The sequence below is a fragment of the Blastococcus sp. KM273128 genome, assembly GCF_021698975.1.
Classification (GTDB): Bacteria; Actinomycetota; Actinomycetes; order Mycobacteriales; family Geodermatophilaceae; genus Blastococcus.
In genome coordinates this window covers 80,233-101,590 of the sequence record NZ_SSXA01000002.1, presented here as the reverse complement: position 1 = coordinate 101,590, position 21,358 = coordinate 80,233, and the positions used below count along the sequence as shown (strand labels likewise).

Sequence of the window (21,358 nt, the reverse complement as noted above, 5' to 3'; positions counted from 1 at the left end):
CTGGACGAGGGCCGTTCCAGCACGTCACCAGGCCCCTGGACGGAGGCCGTTCCAGCACGTCACCGCGCTCGGGGTCAGGTGACCTCGCGCAGGCGCCCGGTGTCGACGTCGTAGACCGTCCCCCGCACCTCGCGCGAGACCAGGTACGGGCAGTCGCGGAGCAGCCGCATCGACTCGCGCACGTCGGCGTCGACGTCGGTGAAGGTGCGCGCCGACCACGGCGGCCGCCGCCCGGTCTCGCGCTCCACCAGGTCGGCGAAGTCCACGTCGTTGCTCTTCTGCAGCCCGCAGTCGGTGTGGTGCACCAGCACGATCTCGCGGGTGCCGAGCAGGTGCTGCGAGATGGTCAGCGAGCGCACGGTGTCCTCGGTGACGACGCCACCGGCGTTGCGGATGACGTGCGCGTCACCGACCTCCAGGCCCAGGAGGGGGAAGAGCGGCATGCGGGAGTCCATGCAGGCCACGACGGCGACCTTCCGTGCGGGGGCCACCGGCTTGCTGCCGGGGAACCGCTCGGCCCACTCCGCGTTCGCCTCGAGCATCCGGTCGATCTCAGCCACGCCCGGACGATAACCGGGTGCCACCGCCGGCGCGCTCCCGGGCGACCACCTCCGCCAGCGCACCCGGGTCCAGCGCCGGGCGCCCGCCCGCGTGCGCGACCGCGGAGGCCCCCGCCGCGGCGCCGAGCCACGCCGCCTCCTCCGGGCCCCGCCGGCCGCGCAGGGCGGTGACCAGCGCCGCGACCCACGCGTCACCGGCGCCGGTGGGGTCGACCGGGGCGCCGCCCAGCCGGGGCACCAGCACCTCGCCGTCGGCCCACGCCGGCTCGGCCTCCCCCACGCCCGCCGCCACCCCGGGTGCCGGGCCGGCACGCCACACCACCAGGTCGCCCTCCGGACCGGTCGCCAGGGCCACCAGCCGGGGGCCGGCCACGAGCAGCCGCGCCGCGGCGTCCCGCGCGTCATCGGGCCCGGAGAGCCGGTGGCCCACCAGCAGCTCGGCCTCGGCGGCGTCGGCCCGGACGACGTCCGCCCGGGCGAGCACCGCCTCCCGCGTCCCGGCGTCCTCGGGCGCCCCGTCGGCCACCACCAGCGCCGTGGGCGGAGCCAGCTCGAGCGCCGCGCGCACGGCCGCACCCGGCTGCTGCAGCTGGAGGCTCAGCACCTCGCAGCCCGCGACCAGCCCGGCGGCGGCGGTGACGTCGGCAGCGGTGAGCAGCACAGCGGGCGGGACGTGCTCCACCAGCCGCCGCCGCCCGCCGTCCTCGACCAGGTCCAGCAGGAGCGCCGTCGTCGCCCCCGGGCGGGCGACCACCCCGGAGACGTCGATGCCGTCCGCGGCCGCCTGCGCCAGCGCGTCCCGCCCCGCGGCGTCGTCGCCCACGACGCCGACCAGCGCCACCGGGACACCGAGCTGCGCCAGCGCGACCGCCTGGTTGGCGCCCTTCCCGCCGAGCACCTCCGCGCGCCCGGTGACGGCGGCCGAGCCGCCTGCCTCCGGCACCGCCGGGAGCCGCAGGACCAGGTCGCGGCCGACCTGCCCCAGCACGACGACCGCTGCCACGCCCGCACCTCCCGGCCACCGCCGCTGTGGGGAGCACGGCGATGGGTGAGGATGTGCCCCGTGCGGACGGTCGAGGAACACCAGGCGGCGGTCAGCGCCCTCCTGCCCGCCCTGCCCGAGGAGACGGTGCCCCTGGCCGAGGCGCACGGGCGGGTGCTGGCGCGCGACGTCGTCGCGGAGGTGTCGCTGCCCGGCTTCGACAACTCGGCGATGGACGGCTACGCGGGCCGGTGGGCGGAGCTCGCCGGCCCCGACGGCGGCCCGGTGCGGCTCCCGGTGGCCGAGGACATCCCGGCCGGGCGCACCGACGTCGTCCCGTTGTCGCCGGGCACCGTCCACCGCATCATGACCGGGGCGCCGCTGCCCCCGGGCGCCGACGTCGTCGTCCCCGTGGAGCTCACCGACGGCGGCACCGACGTCGTGGAGATCCGCGACCGGCCCGCTGCCGGCAGCCACCTGCGGGCGGCCGGTGAGGACATCGCCGCCGGCACCGTCGCGCTCTCCGCGGGCGCCCCGCTCGGCGCCGCCCAGCTGGGGCTGGCCGCCGCGGTGGGCGTCTCGGAGCTCGTGGTGCGGCGCCGCCCCCGGGTGCTCGTCCTCTCCACCGGCAGCGAGCTCGTCGCGCCCGGGCAGCCGCTGGTGCGCGGCCAGATCTACGAGTCCAACTCCGCGCTGCTGGCCGCCGCGGTGGAGGAGGCCGGGGGCCTCCCGCGGCGGCTGCACTTCGTCCCCGACGACGTCGACCAGTTCCTCGCCACGGTGCGCGCCGAGGTGGCGACGGCGGACCTGCTGATCACCAGCGGCGGCGTCAGCGCCGGCGCCTACGAGGTCGTGAAGGACGCCTTCCGGGCGCTGGGCACCGTCGAATTCGGCAAGGTCGCGATGCAGCCCGGCGGCCCCCAGGGCGCCGGCACCGTCGACGGCGTCCCCGTGGTCACCCTGCCCGGCAACCCGGTCAGCGCCTTCGTCTCCTTCGAGGTGTTCGTCCGACCGGCGCTGCGCCGCGCCCTCGGGCACACCTCCCCCGACCGGCTGCGCGCGCCGGCCCGGCTGACCGGGCCGCTGCGCTCCCCCGCCGGCCGCCGCCAGTTCCTCCGCGGCCGCTACGACGGGGGCGAGGTCTCCCAGGTCGGCGGCCCCGGCTCGCACCTGGTCGCGCACCTGGCCCGCGCCAACTGCCTGGTCGTCGTCCCCGAGGACGTCACCGAACTGCCCGCCGGCGCCTCCGTGGACGTCGTGCTGATCGAGGGAGCCCTGCAGTGAGCGAGCCACGCCTCACCCACGTCGACGAGTCCGGGGCCGCCCGCATGGTCGACGTCTCCGCGAAGGCGGTCACCGCCCGCGAGGCCACCGCCGCCGGCCGCGTGCTGGTCAGCCAGGAGGTCGTCGGCCTGCTGCGCGGCGAGGGGGTGCCCAAGGGCGACGCGGTGGCGGTGGCGCGGATCGCCGGCATCGCCGGGGCGAAGCGGACGCCGGACCTGGTGCCGCTGTGCCACCCGATCGCGCTCCACGGCGTCACCGTCGACCTCGAGGTGGCCGACGACGCCGTCGAGATCACCGCCACCGCCCGCACCGCCGACCGCACCGGCGTGGAGATGGAGGCGCTCACCGCGGTGACCGTGGCCGGGCTGACGATGATCGACATGGTCAAGGCGGTCGACCCGCGGGCGGCGATCACCGACGTCCGGCTGCTGCGCAAGACCGGCGGGAAGAGCGGGGAGTGGACCCGGTGACCGCCGCGCTGCCGCCGGATGCCCGCGCGATGGTGCTCACCGCCTCCAACCGCGCCTACGCCGGCGTCTACGACGACCGCAGCGGTCGGGCGCTCGCCGACGGCCTGGCCGCGCTCGGCTTCGACGTCGAGGGCCCGCACGTCCGCCCCGACGACGTGACCGAGCTGGAGAACGTGCTGCGCAACGCCGTCGACGCCGGGTTCGACGTCGTCCTCACCACCGGCGGCACCGGGCTCTCCCCCACCGACGTCACCCCGGAGGCGACCCGGGCGGTGCTCGAGCGGGAGGCGCCGGGCATCGCCGAGGCGGTGCGCCGGTACGGGGCGGGGAACGGGGTGCCGACGGCGGTGCTCTCCCGCGGGCTCGCCGGCATCGCGGGACGCACCCTGGTCGTTAACCTGCCGGGCTCGACCGGCGGCGTGAAGGACGGCCTCGCCGTCCTCGGGCCACTGCTCCCCCACGTGGTGAGCCAGCTCCGCGGCGGTGACCACGCCTGACCGCCGCGGCGGTCAGGCGTGGTCACCGGCCGGCAGCGCGCGCACGCGCCGCGCACCGGACGCCCCGGCGAGCAGGACCGTCCCGGCGACGAGGACCAGCCCGGTGACGACGACGGCCCGGTAGCCGGCCACGCCGTCGAGTGCCAGCTGACCCGCCAGCGACGGAAGCAGCGCGACCCCGAGGACGGCGACACCCAGCCGCCCCGCGGCGGTGGTCGAGGGTCGCGGGAGCGCGGCCGCAGCGACGGCGACGAGCGCCACCGCCCACCAGCCGGTCGGCTGCCCCAGCGCCAGCAGCCACGGCCCGGGCTCGTCCAGCGGCCGGGCTGCGACCCACCCGGCCGTCGCGACGACCGGCGCCAGGAGCGTGACGAGCGCCGGGACGGCGACCAGCCACCGGTCCCGCCGCGGCACCCGTTCCGCGGGGACGAGCACGGCGGCGAGCAACGTCACCGCGCACGTCACCAGGGACAGCACCGCCGGCACCGCCGACGGCCCGCCGAGTCGGGAGGTCGTGGCCAGCACCAGGCCGATCAGGGCGGCGGCGGCGAGCGGCCGGGCGGTCGCCGCACCGCGGACCAGGCAGACCGCCAGCGCCACGAGGAGGACGTCCACGGCGTGCGCGAGCACCGCGCCCGGCGCGGCGACCAGCGGTCCGGGCAGGGGCGGCGCGGGCACGCCGGGCACCAGGCCGTGGACCCACGCCGTCGTCGCCAGCCCGATCGCCCCCTGGGTGGCCAGCGCGACACCGCCCGTCAGGGCGACCAGGCGCACCGTCCGCCCGGCCGCGACGGCGCGGAGGGAGGCTCCCGGCGCACCGAGGCGCAGCCGCACCGCCAGGCGCAGGACGTCGAGGCGGTCGGCCGGCGTGGGGCTGCCGAACTCGGCGTACTCCGGGTCGTCGGTGGTGGCCGCGGCCAGGTACGTCTCCACCATGTCGTCGGCCCACCGGGACCTGGCCGGCTCGGGGAGGAGGCGGAGCAGCCTGCGGTACCGCTCCTCGAGGGGGCTCATGCCGGGCGCACCGCCAACCGCCCCCGGACCGCCCGGGCGTTGGCCTCGAGGCGCGCCACCTCCGTCTCCAGCACCTGCCGACCCGCGCCGGTGAGCCGGTAGTACCGGCGCACCCGCCCGGCGTGGACCTCCTCGCGCTCGGGCTCGATGGCCCCCTCCGCCGCCAGCCGGTCCAGGACCCCGTAGAGGGTGCCGACCCGCAGCCGCACCCGGCCCCCGGAGAGCTGCTCCACCTCGCCGATCACCCCGTAGCCGTGCCGCGGGCGGTCGGCGAGGGCGGCCAGCACGAGGAAGGCCGGCTCGGTCAGGGGCCTGGGCGTCACGTCCGGGATGCTATCGCTCGCATGCCTCGGATGACGATGCATCGGCCCACGAGGTACCGCTAACCGGAGATCGCGATCCGCTCGGTGCGGGTGTAGACGTTGCAGCCGTCACCGCGCAGGAAGCCGACCAGGGTGATGCCGACCTCGCGGGCCAGCTCCACCGCCAGGGACGACGGCGCCGAGACCGCCGCCAGCACCGGGATGCCGGCCATGGCGGCCTTCTGGGTCAGCTCGAAGCTGGCGCGGCCGCTCACCATCAGCACCTGCCCGGCCAGCGGCAGCCGGCCCTCGCGGACGCCGTCGCCGATCACCTTGTCCACGGCGTTGTGCCGGCCGACGTCCTCCCGGAGGGCGAGCAGCTCCCCGTCGGCGGTGAACAGGCCCGCCGCGTGCAGCCCGCCGGTCTTGTCGAAGACCTGCTGGGCGGCCCGCAGGCGGTCGGGCAGCGCCAGCAGCACCTCCAGCGGCAGCTCCACGGCGTCGGCGGCGACGTCGAACGCGGTCTTGGTGCGGATGGCGTCGATGCTGGCCTTGCCGCAGACGCCGCACGAGCTCGACGTGTAGAAGTTCCGCTCCAGCCCGGTGTCGGGCACCGGGACGCCGGGCGCGAGGTCGACGTCCACGACGTTGTAGGTGTTGCGGCCGTCGGCGTCCACCGAGTCGCAGTAGCGCAGGCCCGCGACGTCGTCGGCCCCGCGGATGACGCCCTCGGTCGCCAGGAACCCGTGCACGAGGTCGAAATCGTCGCCGGGCGTGCGCATGGTGATCGCGAGGGCGGTGCCGCCCAGGCGGATCTCGAGCGGCTCCTCGGCGGCGACCGTGTCGGGCCGGGTGGTGTGCTGCGGACCGCGGATGCGCAGCACCGGGGTGCGGCTGGTGACTCGTCCCACGCGGGCGACGGTACCCATGCCGCGGGCCTACGGTGACGACGTGGACCCCCTGCCCCCGTACGCGGCCGTGGTGCTGGCCGGCGGCCGGGCCGAGCGGCTCGGCGGGCAGGCCAAACCGCAGCTGCGGGTGGGCGGGCGGACGCTGCTCGCCACCGTCCTCGACGCGGTCGCCGGTGCGCGGCCCAGGGTCGTGGTCGGGCCGGCGCAGGAGGTCCCGGAGGGCGTCCTGCTCACGCGCGAGGCACCGCCCGGCGGGGGTCCGGTGGCTGCGCTCCGCGCCGGGCTCGAGCCGGTGGACGCCCCCACCGTCGTGGTCCTCGCCGCCGACCTCCCCTTCCTCACCGCCGGCCTGGTGTGGGAGCTGCTCCGGCGGCTGCGCCGCGACGGCGTGCTGGTGGTCGACGGCACGGGCCGGGACCAGTTCCTGCTCGGCGCCTGGCGCACCGGTGCGCTGCGCGCCGCGGTGGCCGACCCGGCCGGTCCCCGGGCCCTGCACCGCGTGGTGTCCGCGCTCGACGTCGACCGCTGGTCCCCGCCGGTCGAGCCGGGCCGGCCCGCACCCTGGCTGGACTGCGACACCCCGGAGGAGCTGGCACGGGCCCGCGCGGTAGCCGGCGGACCACCCGGGTAGGGCCCCGGGCATGCGCATCGTCATCGCCGGGGCCCACGGGCAGGTCGCCCGCCGCCTCGGCCGTCTCCTGTCCGGCCGCGGCGACACCGTCGTCGGCCTCGTCCGCAACCCCGACCACCGGGCCGACCTGGAGTCCGACGGCAGCACGCCCGCGGTGCTCGACCTGGAGTCCGCCTCGGTGGACGACGTCGTCGAGGTGGTGCGGGGTGCGGACGCCGTCGTCTTCGCCGCGGGCGCCGGTCCGGGCAGCGGGGCGGCACGGAAGGACAGCGTCGACCGGGGCGCCGCGGTGCTGCTCGCCGACGCCGCCGAGCGGGCCGGCGTGCGGACCTACCTGCTGGTCTCCTCCATGGGCACCGACCTGGTGGCCGGGAGCGGCACGCCCGAGGGGCTGGACGACGTCTTCGCGGCCTACCTGCGCGCCAAGCTCGCCGCCGAGCAGGACCTGCTCGCCCGCCCCGCCCTCGGGGTGACGGTGCTGCGCCCGGGCGGGCTCACCGACGACCCCGGGACGGGCCGGGTCACCCTCGACCGGCACGTCGAGCGGGGGGAGATCCCGCGGGACGACGTCGCCGCCGTCCTGCTGGAGTTCCTGGACCACCCGCGCGACGGCGCCGTCGTCGAGCTCGTGGCGGGCGGCACACCGATCCCCGAGGCGGTCGCCGCGGTGCCGTGACCGGGCCCCGGCGTCACCCGTCCCGGCGGGCCCGGGTGACGCCGGTGCGGGCGGCGAGCCCGGCGTCCGGCGGGTAGTCGACGGCGAGCAGGGTCAGCCCGTGGGCGGGCGCGACCGGCACCTCGCTGGCGCGTTCGGTGCGCCGGAGCAGGCCCACCGGCCAGTCGAGCGGCCGACGCCCCTCCCCCACCGCGATGAGCGCACCCACGAGGCTGCGCACCATCGAGTGGCAGAACGCGTCGGCCGAGGCGTCGATGCGGACCACATCGCCGCCGGGACCCTCGCCGGTGCGGGAGACGTCCAGCCGCAGCAGCGTGCGGATGGTGGTCGCGCCCTCGCGCCGCTTGCAGTAGGCCGCGAAGTCGTGCTCGCCGAGCAGCAGACCGGCGGCGAGGTCCATGGCCGTGGCGTCGAGCCGGCGGGCCCAGGCCACCGTGTCGGTGCGGCGCAGCGGCGGAGGCCCGGCGGGGTCGTCGGTCAGCCGGTAGGCGTAGTGGCGGGCCAGCGCGGCGAACCGCGCGTCGAAGTCCGGGTGGGCCTCGGTGACCGCGCGGACCGCCACGTCCGGCGGCAGCACCCCCCGGAGCCGGCGAACCAGCTTCGGCGCCTGCTTCACCCACAGCTCACGGGGCACGTCGCAGTGCGCGACCTGCCCGCTGGCGTGCACGCCGGCATCGGTGCGGCCGGCGACGGTGAGGTCGACGTCCCGCCGCAGCACCGTGGCCAGGCCGCGCTCGAGCTCCTCCTGCACGGTCCGCACCGCCGGCTGGCGGGCCCAGCCGTGGAAGCCGGTGCCGTCGTACTGCACGTCGAGCCGGAGACGGACGAGCCCGCCACCGGGTTCGGTGGCGGGCTCATCCTGGCGCTGGTGCGTGGTCAGCGGCCGGTCGCGTTCTTCAGTGTCAACGCGGGTCGGGCGCGGCGTCGCCGCCCTGGTACTGCTGGCTGGCCGTGGCGGCGTCGCCGAGCTCGGCGGCCTCGACCTCCGCGGCGGCGGCGCGGGCCACCTCCGGCGAGAGGGCGGGGTCCTCCACGACGGCGGCGTTCTCGCGCTGCGGCTGCGGCGTCACGTCGCCGTCGTCCTGGCGCTCGTCGTCGGGGTTGTAGAGGTCGGTGACGACCTCCTGTGCCTCGTCGCTGACGGTGCCGTCGGTCACGGCCGGCGAGGTGTCGCCACCGGGACCGGTGGTCTCACCCTCGAACGTGGCCCCCTGGTCGCCGCCGCCGGCGGAGACGCCGGAAGCGCCCGCGCCCGGGACGTCCTGGGGCTCGCTCATCGGGCGTCCGTGCCCTCGGCGTCGGCGTCCGCGGCCGGCGCCTCGGCGACGACCTCGTCCGGCGAGTCGGCCGAGTCGGCCGAGTCGGCGGAGTCCACGCTGTCGGCGGACTCCGGGCTGTCGACGGAGTCGGCGGAGTCCGTGGGCTCGACGACGTCGGCCGTGACCTCGCCGGCCGCCGCGGCGGCGCCGGCACCGCTGGCGAACTGGGTGCCGCGAGCACGCTCGGCCTCGCCGACGGCCTGCTGCCCCACGGTCAGGGCCTCGACCAGCTCGATGACCGCCATCGGGGCGTTGTCGCCCTTGCGGGGACCCACCTTGGTGATGCGGGTGTAGCCGCCCGGCCGGTTCTCGAAGCGAGGACCGATCTCGGCGAACAGCGTGTGGACGACGTCCTTGTCACGGATGGTCGTCATCACCTGACGACGGGCGTGCAGGTCACCGCGCTTGGCGAAGGTCACCAGCTTCTCGGCCAGCGGACGCAGCCGCTTGGCCTTCGCCTCGGTGGTGGTGATCCGCCCGTGCTCGAACAGCGAGGTGGCCAGGTTCGCCAGCATCAGCCGCTCGTGCGCCGGCGAGCCGCCGAGACGGGGGCCCTTGGTGGGGGTGGGCATGTCGGTCCTTCCTCAGGCGGCCGGGCGCTCGGTACCGGCTGCATCCGTGGTGCAAAGCGTCTGTGGTGCGTCGTCCAGTGTTGCGCCTCGGACGGCGGTGCCGGGCAGCGGGTCACCCCACCGCCCGGCTGCGCCGTCCTCAGAGCTGCTCGGTCTCCTGGTAGGAGCCGTCGTCGTACTGCGCCTGGTCGTAGCCCGCGGCGTACTCGCCGGTGCCCTGGTAGGCGTCGGTCTCGTACCCCTCGTCGTAGCTCTCGATCGAGGTGGGGATGAACCCGGGCGGGCTGTCCTTGAGCGCCAGGCCCATGGCCGCCAGCTTCATCTTGACCTCGTCGATCGACTTGGCCCCGAAGTTCCGGATGTCCAGCAGGTCGGCCTCGGAACGCGTGACGAGCTCACCGACGGTGTGCACGCCCTCGCGCTTGAGGCAGTTGTAGGACCGGACGGTGAGGTCCATGTCCTCGATCGGCATCGAGAAGTTCGCGATGTCGGCGGCCTCGGCCGGGCTCGGCCCGACCTCGATGCCCTCGGCGTCGACGTTCAGCTCGCGGAGCAGGCCGAACAGCTCGACCAGGGTCGACCCGGCGGACGCGATGGCGTCGCGCGGGGCGATGGAGGGCTTGGTCTCGACGTCGACGACGAGGCGGTCGAAGTCGGTGCGCTGCTCGACGCGGGTCGCCTCGACGGCGTAGGTGACCTTGAGGACCGGCGAGTAGATGGAGTCGACCGGGATGCGGCCGATCTCCTGGCCGGGCTGCTTGTTCTGCGGGGCCGGCACGTAACCGCGGCCGCGCTCGACCACCAGCTCGATCTCCAGCCGACCCTTGCCGTTCAGGGTGGCGATGTGGAGGTCGGGGTTGTGCACCTCGACCCCGGCCGGCGGCGCGATGTCCGCGGCGGTAACCTCGCCCGGGCCCTGCTTGCGCAGGTACATGGTCACCGGCTCGTCGGAGTCGGAGCTGACGACCAGGCCCTTGAGGTTCAGGATGATCTCGGTGACGTCCTCCTTGACGCCCGGCACGGTGGTGAACTCGTGCAGGGTGCCCTCGATGCGGATGCTGGTGACAGCGGCACCGGGGATGGACGACAGCAGCGTGCGACGCAGGGAGTTGCCGAGGGTGTAGCCGAAGCCGGGCTCCAGCGGCTCGATGACGAACCGCGAGCGCTGCTCGGTGATGGTCTCCTCGGTCAGCGTGGGGCGCTGTGCGATGAGCATTGCGTTTCTCCTTCAGGTCCTCCGGCACCCGCCATATGACGCCGTGAGGGGGTGGTGCCGGCGGGGCGGACATCTGTCCGCCCGCCCCGCCGTCGTGCAGGTGACGTGCTGGAACGGCCCCCTCGCAGGGTCCCGGCCCGAGCGGAGCGAGGGTCGGGGGGCGAGGGGGTCCTTCCGCTACTTGGAGTAGAGCTCCACGATCAGCTGCTCCTGGACCGGGGTGTCGATCACCTGGCGGGCCGGGATGCCGTGCACGAGCACGCGCAGCTGGCTGCTGATGACCTCCAGCCACGGCGGCACGGGGCGCTCACCGGCACGGGCCTGGGCGACCTCGAACGGCATCATGGTGCGCGACTTCTCGGCGACCTCGATAATGTCGTTCTCGCTGACCCGGTAGGACGGGATGTCGACCTTGCGGCCGTTCACCCGGATGTGGCCGTGGCGCACCAGCTGGCGGGCCATGTCGCGGGACTCGGCGAAGCCGGCCCGGTAGACCACGTTGTCCAGCCGCGACTCGAGGATCTGCAGCAGGACCTCACCGGTCTTGCCGGTCTTGCGGTTGGCCTCTTCGTAGTAGCCGCGGAACTGCTTCTCCAGCACGCCGTAGATGCGGCGGGCCTTCTGCTTCTCACGCAGCTGGAGCAGGTACTCGCTGTCCTTGCTGCGGCCACGGCCGTGCTCGCCCGGCGGGTACGGCCGGATCTCGATCGGGCACTTGGCGGACTCGCACTTGCTGCCCTTGAGGAACAGCTTCATCTTCTCGCGCCGGCACAGGCGGCAGTCGGCTCCGGTGTAACGGGCCACGTCTATCTACCTCGTTCGATCTCGTCGGTGGCCGGTCAGACCCGGCGGCGCTTCTTGGGGCGGCAGCCGTTGTGCGGCTGCGGGGTGACGTCCTGGATCTGCCCGACCTCGAGGCCGGTGGCCTGCAGCGAGCGGATAGCGGTCTCGCGGCCGGAGCCGGGACCCTTCACGAAGACGTCGACCTTGCGCATGCCGTGCTCCTGCGCCTTGCGGGCCGCGTTCTCGGCGGCCATCTGCGCGGCGAACGGCGTCGACTTGCGCGAGCCCTTGAAGCCGACGTGGCCGGCGGAGGCCCAGCTGATCACGTTCCCGGTCGGGTCCGTGATCGACACGATCGTGTTGTTGAACGTGCTCTTGATGTGCGCGGCACCGTGAGCGACGTTCTTCTTCTCCTTGCGGCGGACCTTCTTGGCACCGGCCGCGGCGCGAGCCCTGGGAGGCATGAGTCTGTCGGTTCCTTCTCTTCGTGGCCTAGAGAGGCAGCACGCGGGCGCCTCGTCGCTCCCCCCTCACGGGCTCTGCGACGACGCGCTCTCGCGGCTTACTTCTTGCCGGCCTTCTTCTTGCCGGCGATGGTCTTGCGCGGGCCCTTGCTCGAGCGCGCGTTGGTGCGGGTGCGCTGACCGTGCACCGGCAGGCCACGGCGGTGCCGCAGGCCCTGGTAGCAACCGATCTCCACCTTCCGGCGGATGTCGGCGGCCACCTCGCGGCGGAGGTCACCCTCGACGCGGAAGTGCTCGTCGATGTAGTCGCGCAGCTTCAGCAGGTCCTCGTCGCTGAGGTCCTTGGCGCGCAGGTCGGGGTCGACCCCCGTCGCGGCCAGGGTCTCCTGGGCGTGGTGCTTGCCGATGCCATAGATGTAGGTGAGCGCGATCTCCATCCGCTTCTCGCGGGGCAGGTCGACGCCAGCCAGTCGTGCCATGTTCGGGTACTCCCTCAGCCCTGGCGCTGCTTGTGCCGGGCGTTGTCGCAGATGACCATGACCCGGCCGTGCCGGCGGATCACCTTGCACTTGTCGCAGATCTTCTTCACCGACGGCTGGACCTTCACCGGTGCCGCCCCTCATTCCTCGAAATCGATGTGCCGGGACCCCGCACCTCGTGCGGGTCCGCGACGGTCACTTGTAGCGGTAGACGATGCGACCGCGCGTCAGGTCGTAGGGCGAGAGCTCCACGACCACGCGGTCCTCGGGCAGGATGCGGATGTAGTGCTGCCGCATCTTGCCGCTGATGTGGGCGAGCACCCGGTGCCCGTTCTGCAGCTCGACCCGGAACATCGCGTTGGGCAGCGGCTCGACGACGCGACCCTCGACCTCGATGGCCCCGTCCTTCTTCGCCATGCCGTGCACGCGCTCCTTGACTCGGTGGTACTGGTTCCTCGTGCGCCCGCGCCGGGACCCGGCTGGACGCGCTCGGAGATTGCAGATCGGGTGGTGCAGGCGCTCTCGCAGAGGGCGCTCCGGGTCATGCGGCCACAGCACGACGGCGGAACGGCGCTAGCGCCACAGAGGATCGTACCCCGCTGCCCCACGAGTCACCAACCCGCCCCTGGGGTGACGACCCGCACCCCCGCACCGCGCTGGAACGGCCCCGTCGCAGGGACCCACCGTGAGCGTGCGAACGGTGGGGAGCGACGGGGTCCTTTCTCAGGTGCGAGGGGTGATCCCGAAGGGGGCGAGGCCGGCGACGCCGCCGTCCTCGGCGGTGAGGACCCACGGACCCTCGGGCGTGATCGCGACCGTGTGCTCGAAGTGCGCGGCGCGCGACCCGTCCTTGGTGACGACGGTCCACCCGTCCTCGAGCTCCACCGTCGCCGGGTCCCCCACCGTCACCATGGGCTCGATCGCCAGCGCCAGCCCGGGGACGAGCTTGGGCCCGCGACCCGGCCGCCCGTAGTTCAGCACGTGCGGGTCCTGGTGCATCTCGGTGCCGATGCCGTGCCCGCCGTAGTTGTCCACGATGCCGTAGGGGTGCTGCTCCCGGCGGATCTCCTGCTCGACCGCGGAGCTGATGTCGGTGAGCCGGCCACCGGCCACCGCCCGTGCGAGACCTGCCCACATGGACCGCTCGGTGACGGCCATGAGCGCCGCGTCCTCCGCCGAGGGCTCCCCCACGGTCATCGTCACGGCGGAATCACCGTGCCAGCCGTGGAGGATGGCGCCGCAGTCCACGGAGATGTTGTCGCCGGCCGCGAGGGTCCGGTCCTTCCGCGGGATGCCGTGCACGATCTCGTCGTTGATCGACGCGCAGATGCTGCCGGTGAACCCGTGGTAGCCGAGGAACGAGGGCACGGCGCCGGCGCTGCGGATGTGGTCCTCGGCGATGGCGTCGAGCTCACCGGTCGTCACACCCGGCCGGACGGCCGCGCGGACGGCGGCGATGGCCCCGGCGACGACGAGGCCGGCCCCGCGCATCAGCTCGATCTCGTGCGGCGTCTTGATCTGGATCATGCGTCCACTCCACTTCGCGAGCAACGGAAGACGGCCGAGGAGCCCTGCCGTCATCCGCTGCGCCGCTTCTCCACCGCGCCCGACCGCCGGGTCAGACGGCAGCCGGCTGACCGGCCTCGCCGTCGCCGTCGGCACCGAGCGCGCGCAGTGCGCGGGAGGTGACCTCCTCGACGGAGCCGATCGCGTCGATGCGCGCGAGCAGCCCTTCGCCCTCGTAGAAGCCGGACAGCGGTGCGGTCTGTTCCCGGTACACCTCCAGCCGGTGCCGGACGGTCTCGGGCTTGTCGTCGTCGCGCTGCACCATCTGGCCGTCGACGAGCATGCGCCGGCCGGAGAGCCGGCGGACCAGCTCCTCCTCGTCGACGACCAGCTCGAGCACCCGGTCCAGCCCGTGCCCGAGCTCCTGCAGCGATTCGCGCAGCTGCTCGGCCTGGGCGATGGTCCGCGGGAAGCCATCGAGCAGGAAGCCGCCGACGGCGTCGGCCTCGGCCAGCCGGTCCTTGACCATGGCGACGGTGATCTCGTCGGGGACGAGGTCACCGGCGTCCATGAAGACCTTGGCCTTGCGGCCGAGCTCGGTCTGCCCGCTCACGTTGGCCCGGAAGATGTCGCCCGTCGAGATGGCGGGGACACCGAGCTTGCCGGCGATGATCTGCGCCTGGGTGCCCTTGCCCGCTCCGGGCGGCCCCAGGAGGACGACGCGCACTACTTCAGGAACCCTTCGTAGTTGCGCTGGTTGAGTTGCGTCTCGATCTGCTTCACCGTCTCCAACCCCACTCCGACCATGATCAGGACGGCCACGCCGCCGAACGGGAAGTTCTGGTTCTGCCCCTCCTGCGTGATGGCCAGGAAGAAGTTCGGCAGGACGGCGACCACGCCCAGGTAGATCGACCCCGGCAGCGTGATCCGGGACAGCACGTACTGGAGGTACTCCGCCGTCGGCCGACCGGGGCGGATGCCCGGGATGAACCCGCCGTAGCGCTTCATGTCGTCGGCCCGCTCCTCCGGGTTGAACGTGATCGACACGTAGAAGTACGTGAAGAAGACGATCAGGCCGAAGAAGACCGCGATGTGGACCGGGCTGCTCTGGTCGATGATGTACGTCTCGAAGAACTGGCGGACGCCACCGGTCTCGGTGCCCTGCAGCTGGACGACGAGCTGCGGCAGGTACAGCAGCGACGACGCGAAGATCACCGGGATGACGCCGGCCTGGTTGACCTTGAGCGGCAGGTAGGTGGACGTCCCCCCGTACATGCGCCGGCCGACCATCCGCTTCGCGTACTGCACCGGGATGCGCCGCTGCGCCTGCTCGACGTACACGACCGTGCCGATGATGACGACGGCGAAGGCGCAGACGACGGCGAAGACGATGCCGCCGCGGGTCTGCAGGATCGAGCCGCCCTCGGCCGGGATGCGCGCGGCGATCGAGGTGAAGATCAGCACGGACATGCCGTTGCCGATGCCCTTCTCGGTGAGCAGCTCGCCGAGCCACATGATCAGCGCGGTGCCGGCCGTCAGCGCGATCACCAGGACCACGGTCGTCCAGATGGACTCCGACGGGATGATCTGCTCGGAGCAGTTCGGGAAGAGCTGCCCGCTGCGGGCCAGCGCGATGATGCCGGTGCTCTGGAGCACGGCCAGCGCGATGGTGAGGTAGCGGGTGTACTGGGTCAGCTTGGCCTGACCCGACTGCCCTTCCTTCTTCAGCTGCTCGAAGCGCGGGATCACCACCACCAGCAGCTGCACGATGATGCTCGCCGTGATGTACGGCATGATCCCGAGCGCGAACACCGAGAGCCGCAGCAGCGCCCCACCGGAGAACAGGTTGACCAGCGAGTAGAGGTCGCGCTGGTCGGATGCCTGGGCCTGCTCGAGGCAGCTGTTGATCGCCTCGACCGAGACCCCCGGTCCGGGGACCGCGGCACCCAGCCGGTACACGGCGATGATCGCCAGGGAGAACAGCAGCTTGCGCCGAAGATCTGGCGTCCGGAACGCCGCGGCGAACGCCTGCAGCACGAGCCCTCCCCTTGTCGGTCGGTCGAGATTAGCAATCGGTCCGGCGGCCTAGCGGGCCGCCGGACCGAATGCGATAGAACGGCCACCCTTCAGGGGCCCGCGCCGAGCGTGCGAGGCGTGGGGGGAAGGGTGGTCCTTCTAGATGCGGGTGGTGCTGCCCCCGGCAGCGGCGATCTTGTCGGCCGCCGAGCCCGAGAACGCGTGGGCGTGGACGTGCACCTCGATGCCGCCGAGGTCGCCGGTGCCGAGCACCTTGACGGGCTGGCCGCGGCGCACCGCGCCGGCTTCGGCCAGCGAGTCGGGGTTGATCGACCCGCCCTGCGGGAAGAGCGCCGCGATCCGGTCGAGGTTGACGACCTGGAAGACGACCTTGTTGTTGTTCTTGAAGCCCGAGAGCTTGGGCAGCCGCATGTTCAGCGGCGTCTGCCCACCCTCGAACCGCGCGGAGACGGTGCCCCGCGCGCCGGTGCCCTTGGTACCGCGCCCGGCCGTCTTGCCCTTGGAGCCCTCACCGCGACCCACGCGGGTCTTCTTGGTGTGGGCGCCGGGGGCCGGCCGCAGGTGGTGGACCTTCAGAGTCATAGCGAGTCTTTCCTCAGACCTCTTCGACGGTGACCAGGTGCGGCACCGTGGCGACCATCCCGCGGATCTCGGGACGGTCCTCCTGGACGACCGAGTCGTTGATCTTCTTCAGGCCCAGCGAGCGCAGCGTCTGGCGCTGGTTGGGCTTGGTGCCGATCGCGGACTTGATCTGGGTGACCTTCAGCTGCGCCATCTCAGACCCCCTGACCCGCACGGGCACGGAGCATGGCGGCCGGGGCGACGTCCTCGAGGGGCAGGCCGCGGCGGGCCGCGATCTCCTCAGGGCGGACGAGGTCCTTCAGCGCCTGCATCGTGGCGTGCACGATGTTGATCGGGTTCGACGAACCGAGGCTCTTGGAGAGCACGTCGTGGATCCCGGCGCACTCGAGCACGGCGCGCACCGGGCCACCGGCGATGACACCGGTACCGGGGCTGGCCGGCTTGAGCAGCACGACGCCGGCGGCCGCCTCACCCTGCACCGGGTGCGGGATGGTGCTGGCGATGCGCGGCACCTTGTAGAAGTGCTTCTTGGCCTCCTCGACACCCTTGGCGATCGCCGCGGGCACCTCCTTGGCCTTGCCGTAGCCGACGCCCACGGTGCCGTCACCGTCGCCCACGATCACCAGGGCGGTGAAGCTGAAGCGCCGACCACCCTTGACGACCTTGGACACGCGGTTGATGGCCACCACGCGCTCGATGTAGTTGCTCTTCTCGGCGGGCGCGCCTCCGGGGCCCCGCCCGCCGTCACGGCGGTCCCGGCGGTCGTTGCCGCCGCCGGCGCCGCCGCCGCGTCGCTGTGGTCCTGGCATCAGACGTCCCTCTCGATCTGCTCGCTCGTGCTGGTGGGGTGGGTGGTCATCAGAAGTCCAGCCCACCCTCGCGGGCACCGTCGGCCAGCGCGGCGATGCGCCCGGCGTAGCGGTTGCCACCGCGGTCGAAGACGACCGCCGTGATCCCGGCGGCCTTCGCGCGCTCGGCGACCAGGGCGCCGACCTGACGGGCCAGGGCCGACTTGTCGCCCTGGGCCCCGCGCAGGCCGGCGTCCATGGTGGAGGCGCTCACCACGGTGCGGCCGACGGTGTCGTCGACGACCTGCACGTGGATGTGGCGGGAGCTGCGCTTGACCACCAGGCGCGGACGCTCCGGCGTGCCGGAGACCCGCTTGCGCAGCCGGTTGTGACGACGCAGCCGCGAGGTGCGGCGCGCCGTGCTGATGTCGGTGCCGACGGGCTTGCGGCCGCCGGCGGTCTTCCCGTTGGTGGGAGCAGTTGCCTGAGCCATCACTTACCCGTCTTCCCGACCTTGCGCTTCACGATCTCGCCCTGGTACCGCACGCCCTTGCCCTTGTACGGGTCGGGCTTGCGGATCTTGCGGATCTTGGCCGCCACCTCACCGACCAGCTGCTTGTCGATCCCGCTGACCCGCAGGCGGGTCGGGGACTCGACCGCGAAGGTGATGCCCTCGGGGGCCTTCACCGGCACGGGGTGGCTGAAGCCCAGGGCGAACTCGAGGTCCGAGCCGCGCGCCTGGACGCGGTAACCGACACCGACGATCTCGAGGGTCTTGGTGTAGCCCTCGGTGACGCCGGTGATCATGTTGGCGATCAGAGTCCGCGAGAGCCCGTGCAGGGCGCGGTTCTGCCGCTCGTCGTTGGGGCGCTGCACCCGCAGCGTGCCGTCCTCGTCGCGCTCGACGGTGATCGGCGTGGCGACCGTGTGGCGGAGCTCGCCCTTGGGTCCCTTCACGCTGACCGTCTGACCGTCGATGGCGACGTCCACACCACCGGGCACGGCGATCGGGAGTCGTCCGATCCGTGACATCTTCGCTCGCTCCTCTTACCAGACGTAGGCGAGGACTTCCCCGCCCACGCCCTTCTTGGTCGCCTGCTTGTCGGTCAGCAGCCCGGTCGAGGTCGAGATGATCGCCACGCCGAGCCCGCCGAGGACCTTGGGCAGTGCGGTGGACTTCGCGTACACCCGCAGACCGGGCTTCGAGACCCGGCGGACCCCGGCGATGCTGCGCTCGCGGTTGGGGCCGTACTTCAGGTCGATCACCAGCTGCTTGAAGGGGTTGCCGTCCTTGTCGACGTCGTCCACGCGCCAGCCGGCGATGTAGCCCTCCTGCTGGAGGATCTCGGCGATGTGCGTCTTCAGCTTCGACGACGGCATGACCGCGGAGTCGTGGTACGCCTGGTTGGCGTTGCGCAGACGCGTCAGCATGTCTGCGATCGGGTCGGTCATGGTCATGACGTGAGTGGTGCCTCTCTCGCCGCGGTTCCTCGTGCGCCGGGTCTCGGGGACTTGGCGCCGGGCCTCTCGGCGATCGGTGGTGCCTGGTGGATAGGTCGTGCTGCGTGCTCAGCCTGCGACAGGCCCCGTCCCGGGCCCCACCCCGAGCTTGCGAGGGGTGGGGAGGACGGGGTCCTTCACCAGCTGGACTTGCGCACGCCGGGAAGCTCCCCGGCGTGAGCCATCTCCCGCAGGCAGATCCGGCACAGGCCGAACTTGCGGAAGACCGAGTGCGGGCGACCGCACCGCTGGCAGCGGGTGTAGCCGCGCACCTTGAACTTCGGGGTGCGGGCCGCCTTGTTGATCAGCGCCTTCTTGGCCATCTCTTCTCTCCTGCCCGGCTCAGCGGACGGTCGTGACGACGGGCTGGCCGGCGAAGGGGAAACCGAGCTGGCGGAGCAGCTCGCGACCCTCCTCGTCGTTGGTCGCGGTCGTGACCAGGGTGATGTCCATGCCGCGGGGACGGTCGATCTTGTCGACGTCGATCTCGCGGAACATCGACTGCTCGGTCAGACCGAAGGTGTAGTTGCCGTTGCCGTCGAACTGCTTGGCGCTCAGCCCGCGGAAGTCGCGGATTCGCGGCAGGGCCAGCGACAGCAGGCGGTCGAGGAACTCCCACATGCGGTCGCCGCGGAGGGTGACCTTCGCGCCGATCGGCATGCCCTCGCGCAGCTTGAACTGCGCGATCGACTTGCGGGCACGGACGACGGCCGGCTTCTGGCCGGTGATGGCGGTCAGGTCGCGGACCGCGCCGTCCATCAGCTTGGCGTCGCGGGTGGCCTCGCCGACGCCCATGTTGACGACGATCTTCGTCAGGCGCGGGATCTGCATGACGTTCTCGTAGCCGAACTCCGACTGGAGGGCGGGGACGATCGTCTCGCGGTAGTGGGCGAGCATGCGGGGCAGCTCACGGGTGGGTGCGCTCATGAGGTTCAGAGGTCCTTACCGGTGCGCCGCGAGACCCGGATGCTGCGGCCTTCCTCGTCCTTGCGGTATCCGACCCGGGTCGGCTTCTCCTCGGAGTCGACCACCATCACGTTGCTCACGTGAATGGCCGCCTCCTGCGTGACGATCCCGCCCTGCTGGGCGCCACGCTGGTTGGAGCTGATGCGGGTGTGCTTGCGCACGCGACCCACACCCTCGACCAGCACGCGCTGCAGCTTCGGGTAGGCGGCGATGACGCGCCCCTTGGCACCCTTGTCCTTGCCGGACAGGACCAGGACGGTGTCGCCCTTCTTGACCTTCATCGACGGCGTCTTGCCGTTGCTGGCGGCAGCCATGATCACAGCACCTCCGGGGCGAGCGAGATGATCCGCATGAAGCGCTTGTCGCGGAGCTCCCGGCCGACGGGGCCGAAGATGCGCGTACCGCGCGGGTCGCCGCTGTCACGGATGATGACCGCGGCGTTCTCGTCGAAGCGGATGTAGGAGCCGTCGGGACGACGCCGCTCCTTGACCGTGCGGACGACGACGGCCTTGACCACGTCGCCCTTCTTGACGCCGGCGCCCGGCAGCGCGTCCTTCACGGTGCCGACGATCACGTCGCCGATGCCCGCGTAGCGTCGCCCGGAGCCGCCGAGAACCCGGATGCAGAGGATCTCCTTCGCACCGGTGTTGTCGGCGACCCGCAGCCGCGACTCCTGCTGGATCACGTCCTACTCCCCAATACTTGTGGTGACAGCCGGGCCGGAACGGTGAACCGGCTGTCCGGCACTCGCGTGCGGACGCACCGGCGGCAGCTGCCACCGGTGCGTCCGAAGCGCGGGTGCCGGGATGCGGCGCGCACCCGGGGTGCGCGCCAGTCGTCCAGGGTACTCCTACCCGTCACGACCCCGGAGGGCCGCCTCTTACTTGGCCTTCTCGATGACCTCGACCAGCCGCCACCGCTTGGTGGCCGACGTCGGCCGGGTCTCCATGATCTGCACGCGGTCACCGATGCCGGCGACCCCCTGCTCGTCGTGCGCCTTCAGCTTGCTGGTCCGGCGGATGACCTTGCCGTAGAGGCCGTGCTTCACGCGGTCCTCGACCTCGACGACGATGGTCTTCTCCATCTTGTCGCTGACGACCAGGCCCTCGCGGACCTTGCGGTAGCCGCGGCCGGCCAGGCCGGGGCCCGACGCCTGCTGGGTCTCGCTCATGCCACACCCTCGCTCGGGGCGACCGAGAGACCCAGCTCGCGCTCGCGCATGATCGTGTAGATCCGGGCGATGTCGCGGCGGACGGTCTGCAGTCGCCGGTTGTTGTCCAGCTGGCCGGTGGCCACCTGGAACCGCAGGTTGAACAGTTCTTCCTTCGACTCGCGCAGCCGCGAGGCGAGCTCATCCACGGAGAGCTCGCGCAGCTCGGGAGCGGTCAGACCAGCGGCCATCACACTTCTCCTTCACGCGTGATGAAGCGGCACTTCATCGGCAGCTTGTGGATCGCGCGACGCATGGCCTCGCGGGCCACGGGCTCGGCGACACCGGACAGCTCGAACAGCACGCGGCCGGGCTTGACGTTGGCCACCCACCACTCGGGCGAACCCTTACCGGAACCCATGCGGGTCTCGGCGGGCTTCTTGGTCAGCGGGCGGTCGGGGTAGATGGAGATCCACACCTTCCCGCCACGGCGGATGTGCCGGGTCATCGCGATACGCGCCGACTCGATCTGCCGGTTGGTGACGTAGGCCGGCTCCAGGGCCTGGATGGCGTACTCACCGAAGTTGATCTCGGTACCGCCCTTGGCCCGGCCGGAGCGGCTCGGGTGGTGCTGCTTGCGGTGCTTGACGCGCCGTGGGATGAGCATGG

The 21,358-nt window shown here is 72.8% G+C and carries 34 protein-coding genes and 1 pseudogene; 5 read left to right on the top strand and 30 right to left on the bottom strand.

Annotated features, from left to right (window positions below; all coding sequences use genetic code 11):
* Positions 1-74: 74 nt before the first annotated feature.
* Together E9529_RS01340 and E9529_RS01335 are read right to left on the bottom strand one after the other, a co-directional pair.
* Positions 75-560 carry a carbonic anhydrase gene (locus E9529_RS01340; RefSeq protein WP_308195242.1) on the bottom strand — a complete coding sequence of 162 codons (486 nt, stop codon included), beginning with the start codon at positions 558-560 and terminating at the stop codon, positions 75-77.
* Complete coding sequence (locus tag E9529_RS01335) at positions 553-1,563, bottom strand: PfkB family carbohydrate kinase (protein ID WP_236829309.1); 1,011 nt, start codon at positions 1,561-1,563, stop codon at positions 553-555. The genes E9529_RS01340 and E9529_RS01335 overlap by 8 nt, the downstream gene beginning before the upstream one ends.
* 60 nt (positions 1,564-1,623) lie before the next feature.
* On the opposite strand from E9529_RS01335, the gene glp reads away from it, so the two are divergent.
* From glp to E9529_RS01320, 3 genes are read left to right on the top strand one after another with little or no spacing between them, the layout of a single operon-like run.
* A complete protein-coding gene (gene glp / locus E9529_RS01330) occupies positions 1,624-2,826 on the top strand; it encodes a gephyrin-like molybdotransferase Glp (protein WP_236829308.1) in 1,203 nt (400 codons plus the stop codon).
* Positions 2,823-3,296, top strand: coding sequence for a cyclic pyranopterin monophosphate synthase MoaC (gene moaC / locus E9529_RS01325; RefSeq protein WP_308195241.1), 474 nt, complete (start codon positions 2,823-2,825; stop codon positions 3,294-3,296). The genes glp and moaC overlap by 4 nt, the downstream gene beginning before the upstream one ends.
* On the top strand, positions 3,293-3,793 hold the full coding sequence (locus tag E9529_RS01320) for a molybdenum cofactor biosynthesis protein B (protein WP_236829307.1): 501 nt from the start codon (positions 3,293-3,295) through the stop codon (positions 3,791-3,793). The genes moaC and E9529_RS01320 overlap by 4 nt, the downstream gene beginning before the upstream one ends.
* Positions 3,794-3,805: 12 nt before the next feature.
* On the opposite strand, the gene E9529_RS01315 is transcribed toward E9529_RS01320, so the two are convergent.
* From E9529_RS01315 to fdhD, 3 genes are read right to left on the bottom strand one after another with little or no spacing between them, the layout of a single operon-like run.
* Positions 3,806-4,807 (bottom strand): hypothetical protein, encoded by a 1,002-nt coding sequence (locus E9529_RS01315; RefSeq protein WP_236829306.1) that lies wholly within the window; start codon positions 4,805-4,807, stop codon positions 3,806-3,808.
* Entirely contained in the window at positions 4,804-5,130 is a 327-nt protein-coding gene (locus E9529_RS01310; RefSeq protein WP_236829305.1) for a PadR family transcriptional regulator, read from the bottom strand. The genes E9529_RS01315 and E9529_RS01310 overlap by 4 nt, the downstream gene beginning before the upstream one ends.
* Before the next feature lie 59 nt (positions 5,131-5,189).
* Positions 5,190-6,020: a formate dehydrogenase accessory sulfurtransferase FdhD gene (fdhD, locus tag E9529_RS01305; RefSeq protein WP_236829304.1), complete on the bottom strand. Its 831-nt coding sequence runs from the start codon at positions 6,018-6,020 to the stop codon at positions 5,190-5,192.
* A gap of 40 nt (positions 6,021-6,060) precedes the next feature.
* On the opposite strand from fdhD, the gene E9529_RS01300 reads away from it, so the two are divergent.
* Positions 6,061-6,651: a molybdenum cofactor guanylyltransferase gene (locus E9529_RS01300; RefSeq protein ID WP_236829303.1), complete on the top strand. Its 591-nt coding sequence runs from the start codon at positions 6,061-6,063 to the stop codon at positions 6,649-6,651.
* A 10-nt stretch (positions 6,652-6,661) separates the two neighbouring features.
* Positions 6,662-7,327, top strand: coding sequence for an NAD(P)H-binding protein (locus tag E9529_RS01295; protein ID WP_236829302.1), 666 nt, complete (start codon positions 6,662-6,664; stop codon positions 7,325-7,327).
* Between the two features lie 13 nt (positions 7,328-7,340).
* On the opposite strand, the gene truA is transcribed toward E9529_RS01295, so the two are convergent.
* From truA to rplP, 25 genes and pseudogenes are all read right to left on the bottom strand, one after another.
* The gene (gene truA / locus E9529_RS01290) at positions 7,341-8,135 is read right to left on the bottom strand and encodes a tRNA pseudouridine(38-40) synthase TruA (protein WP_236829301.1); all 795 of its coding nucleotides are present in this window, start codon (positions 8,133-8,135) and stop codon (positions 7,341-7,343) included.
* Between the two features lie 94 nt (positions 8,136-8,229).
* The gene (locus tag E9529_RS01285) at positions 8,230-8,604 is read right to left on the bottom strand and encodes a hypothetical protein (RefSeq protein WP_236829300.1); all 375 of its coding nucleotides are present in this window, start codon (positions 8,602-8,604) and stop codon (positions 8,230-8,232) included.
* A 266-nt stretch (positions 8,605-8,870) separates the two neighbouring features.
* Positions 8,871-9,218, bottom strand: a pseudogene (rplQ, locus tag E9529_RS22920) (50S ribosomal protein L17); the annotation flags it as partial.
* 139 nt (positions 9,219-9,357) lie between these two features.
* Positions 9,358-10,434 carry a DNA-directed RNA polymerase subunit alpha gene (locus E9529_RS01275; RefSeq protein ID WP_236829299.1) on the bottom strand — a complete coding sequence of 359 codons (1,077 nt, stop codon included), beginning with the start codon at positions 10,432-10,434 and terminating at the stop codon, positions 9,358-9,360.
* 177 nt (positions 10,435-10,611) lie between these two features.
* Entirely contained in the window at positions 10,612-11,238 is a 627-nt protein-coding gene (rpsD, locus tag E9529_RS01270) for a 30S ribosomal protein S4 (RefSeq protein WP_236829298.1), read from the bottom strand.
* Between the two features lie 35 nt (positions 11,239-11,273).
* Complete coding sequence (gene rpsK, locus E9529_RS01265; protein ID WP_012950456.1) at positions 11,274-11,681, bottom strand: 30S ribosomal protein S11; 408 nt, start codon at positions 11,679-11,681, stop codon at positions 11,274-11,276.
* Between the two features lie 98 nt (positions 11,682-11,779).
* Entirely contained in the window at positions 11,780-12,160 is a 381-nt protein-coding gene (rpsM, locus tag E9529_RS01260; RefSeq protein ID WP_236829297.1) for a 30S ribosomal protein S13, read from the bottom strand.
* Positions 12,161-12,174: 14 nt separating this feature from the next.
* Positions 12,175-12,288, bottom strand: a complete 114-nt coding sequence (rpmJ, locus tag E9529_RS01255; RefSeq protein WP_012950458.1) for a 50S ribosomal protein L36 — start codon at positions 12,286-12,288, stop codon at positions 12,175-12,177.
* A gap of 67 nt (positions 12,289-12,355) precedes the next feature.
* Complete coding sequence (infA, locus tag E9529_RS01250) at positions 12,356-12,577, bottom strand: translation initiation factor IF-1 (protein ID WP_012950459.1); 222 nt, start codon at positions 12,575-12,577, stop codon at positions 12,356-12,358.
* A 306-nt stretch (positions 12,578-12,883) separates the two neighbouring features.
* The gene (map, locus tag E9529_RS01245) at positions 12,884-13,687 is read right to left on the bottom strand and encodes a type I methionyl aminopeptidase (RefSeq protein WP_236829296.1); all 804 of its coding nucleotides are present in this window, start codon (positions 13,685-13,687) and stop codon (positions 12,884-12,886) included.
* Positions 13,688-13,778: 91 nt separating this feature from the next.
* Positions 13,779-14,393, bottom strand: coding sequence for an adenylate kinase (locus E9529_RS01240; protein ID WP_236829295.1), 615 nt, complete (start codon positions 14,391-14,393; stop codon positions 13,779-13,781).
* Complete coding sequence (gene secY, locus E9529_RS01235) at positions 14,393-15,703, bottom strand: preprotein translocase subunit SecY (RefSeq protein ID WP_236829294.1); 1,311 nt, start codon at positions 15,701-15,703, stop codon at positions 14,393-14,395. The genes E9529_RS01240 and secY overlap by 1 nt, the downstream gene beginning before the upstream one ends.
* A gap of 138 nt (positions 15,704-15,841) precedes the next feature.
* Positions 15,842-16,279, bottom strand: coding sequence for a 50S ribosomal protein L15 (rplO, locus tag E9529_RS01230; RefSeq protein ID WP_374201296.1), 438 nt, complete (start codon positions 16,277-16,279; stop codon positions 15,842-15,844).
* A gap of 19 nt (positions 16,280-16,298) precedes the next feature.
* The gene (rpmD, locus tag E9529_RS01225; RefSeq protein ID WP_236829292.1) at positions 16,299-16,478 is read right to left on the bottom strand and encodes a 50S ribosomal protein L30; all 180 of its coding nucleotides are present in this window, start codon (positions 16,476-16,478) and stop codon (positions 16,299-16,301) included.
* 1 nt (position 16,479) lies between these two features.
* Positions 16,480-17,094 carry a 30S ribosomal protein S5 gene (gene rpsE, locus E9529_RS01220; protein ID WP_026857030.1) on the bottom strand — a complete coding sequence of 205 codons (615 nt, stop codon included), beginning with the start codon at positions 17,092-17,094 and terminating at the stop codon, positions 16,480-16,482.
* A gap of 49 nt (positions 17,095-17,143) precedes the next feature.
* The gene (rplR, locus tag E9529_RS01215) at positions 17,144-17,566 is read right to left on the bottom strand and encodes a 50S ribosomal protein L18 (RefSeq protein ID WP_236829291.1); all 423 of its coding nucleotides are present in this window, start codon (positions 17,564-17,566) and stop codon (positions 17,144-17,146) included.
* Positions 17,566-18,105: a 50S ribosomal protein L6 gene (gene rplF / locus E9529_RS01210; RefSeq protein WP_236829290.1), complete on the bottom strand. Its 540-nt coding sequence runs from the start codon at positions 18,103-18,105 to the stop codon at positions 17,566-17,568. The genes rplR and rplF overlap by 1 nt, the downstream gene beginning before the upstream one ends.
* A gap of 15 nt (positions 18,106-18,120) precedes the next feature.
* On the bottom strand, positions 18,121-18,531 hold the full coding sequence (rpsH, locus tag E9529_RS01205) for a 30S ribosomal protein S8 (RefSeq protein ID WP_236825792.1): 411 nt from the start codon (positions 18,529-18,531) through the stop codon (positions 18,121-18,123).
* Between the two features lie 179 nt (positions 18,532-18,710).
* The gene (locus E9529_RS01200) at positions 18,711-18,896 is read right to left on the bottom strand and encodes a type Z 30S ribosomal protein S14 (RefSeq protein ID WP_091929101.1); all 186 of its coding nucleotides are present in this window, start codon (positions 18,894-18,896) and stop codon (positions 18,711-18,713) included.
* Positions 18,897-18,915: 19 nt separating this feature from the next.
* Positions 18,916-19,470: a 50S ribosomal protein L5 gene (rplE, locus tag E9529_RS01195; protein ID WP_374201295.1), complete on the bottom strand. Its 555-nt coding sequence runs from the start codon at positions 19,468-19,470 to the stop codon at positions 18,916-18,918.
* A gap of 35 nt (positions 19,471-19,505) precedes the next feature.
* Positions 19,506-19,820 (bottom strand): 50S ribosomal protein L24, encoded by a 315-nt coding sequence (rplX, locus tag E9529_RS01190; protein ID WP_236825810.1) that lies wholly within the window; start codon positions 19,818-19,820, stop codon positions 19,506-19,508.
* 35 nt (positions 19,821-19,855) lie between these two features.
* Positions 19,856-20,224, bottom strand: coding sequence for a 50S ribosomal protein L14 (gene rplN, locus E9529_RS01185; RefSeq protein ID WP_091929103.1), 369 nt, complete (start codon positions 20,222-20,224; stop codon positions 19,856-19,858).
* A 195-nt stretch (positions 20,225-20,419) separates the two neighbouring features.
* Positions 20,420-20,710, bottom strand: coding sequence for a 30S ribosomal protein S17 (gene rpsQ / locus E9529_RS01180; RefSeq protein ID WP_236829289.1), 291 nt, complete (start codon positions 20,708-20,710; stop codon positions 20,420-20,422).
* Entirely contained in the window at positions 20,707-20,940 is a 234-nt protein-coding gene (rpmC, locus tag E9529_RS01175) for a 50S ribosomal protein L29 (RefSeq protein ID WP_236825794.1), read from the bottom strand. The genes rpsQ and rpmC overlap by 4 nt, the downstream gene beginning before the upstream one ends.
* Positions 20,940-21,356, bottom strand: coding sequence for a 50S ribosomal protein L16 (rplP, locus tag E9529_RS01170; protein WP_014377986.1), 417 nt, complete (start codon positions 21,354-21,356; stop codon positions 20,940-20,942). Before rplP ends, rpmC begins: the two co-directional genes overlap by 1 nt.
* Positions 21,357-21,358 lie beyond the last annotated feature (2 nt).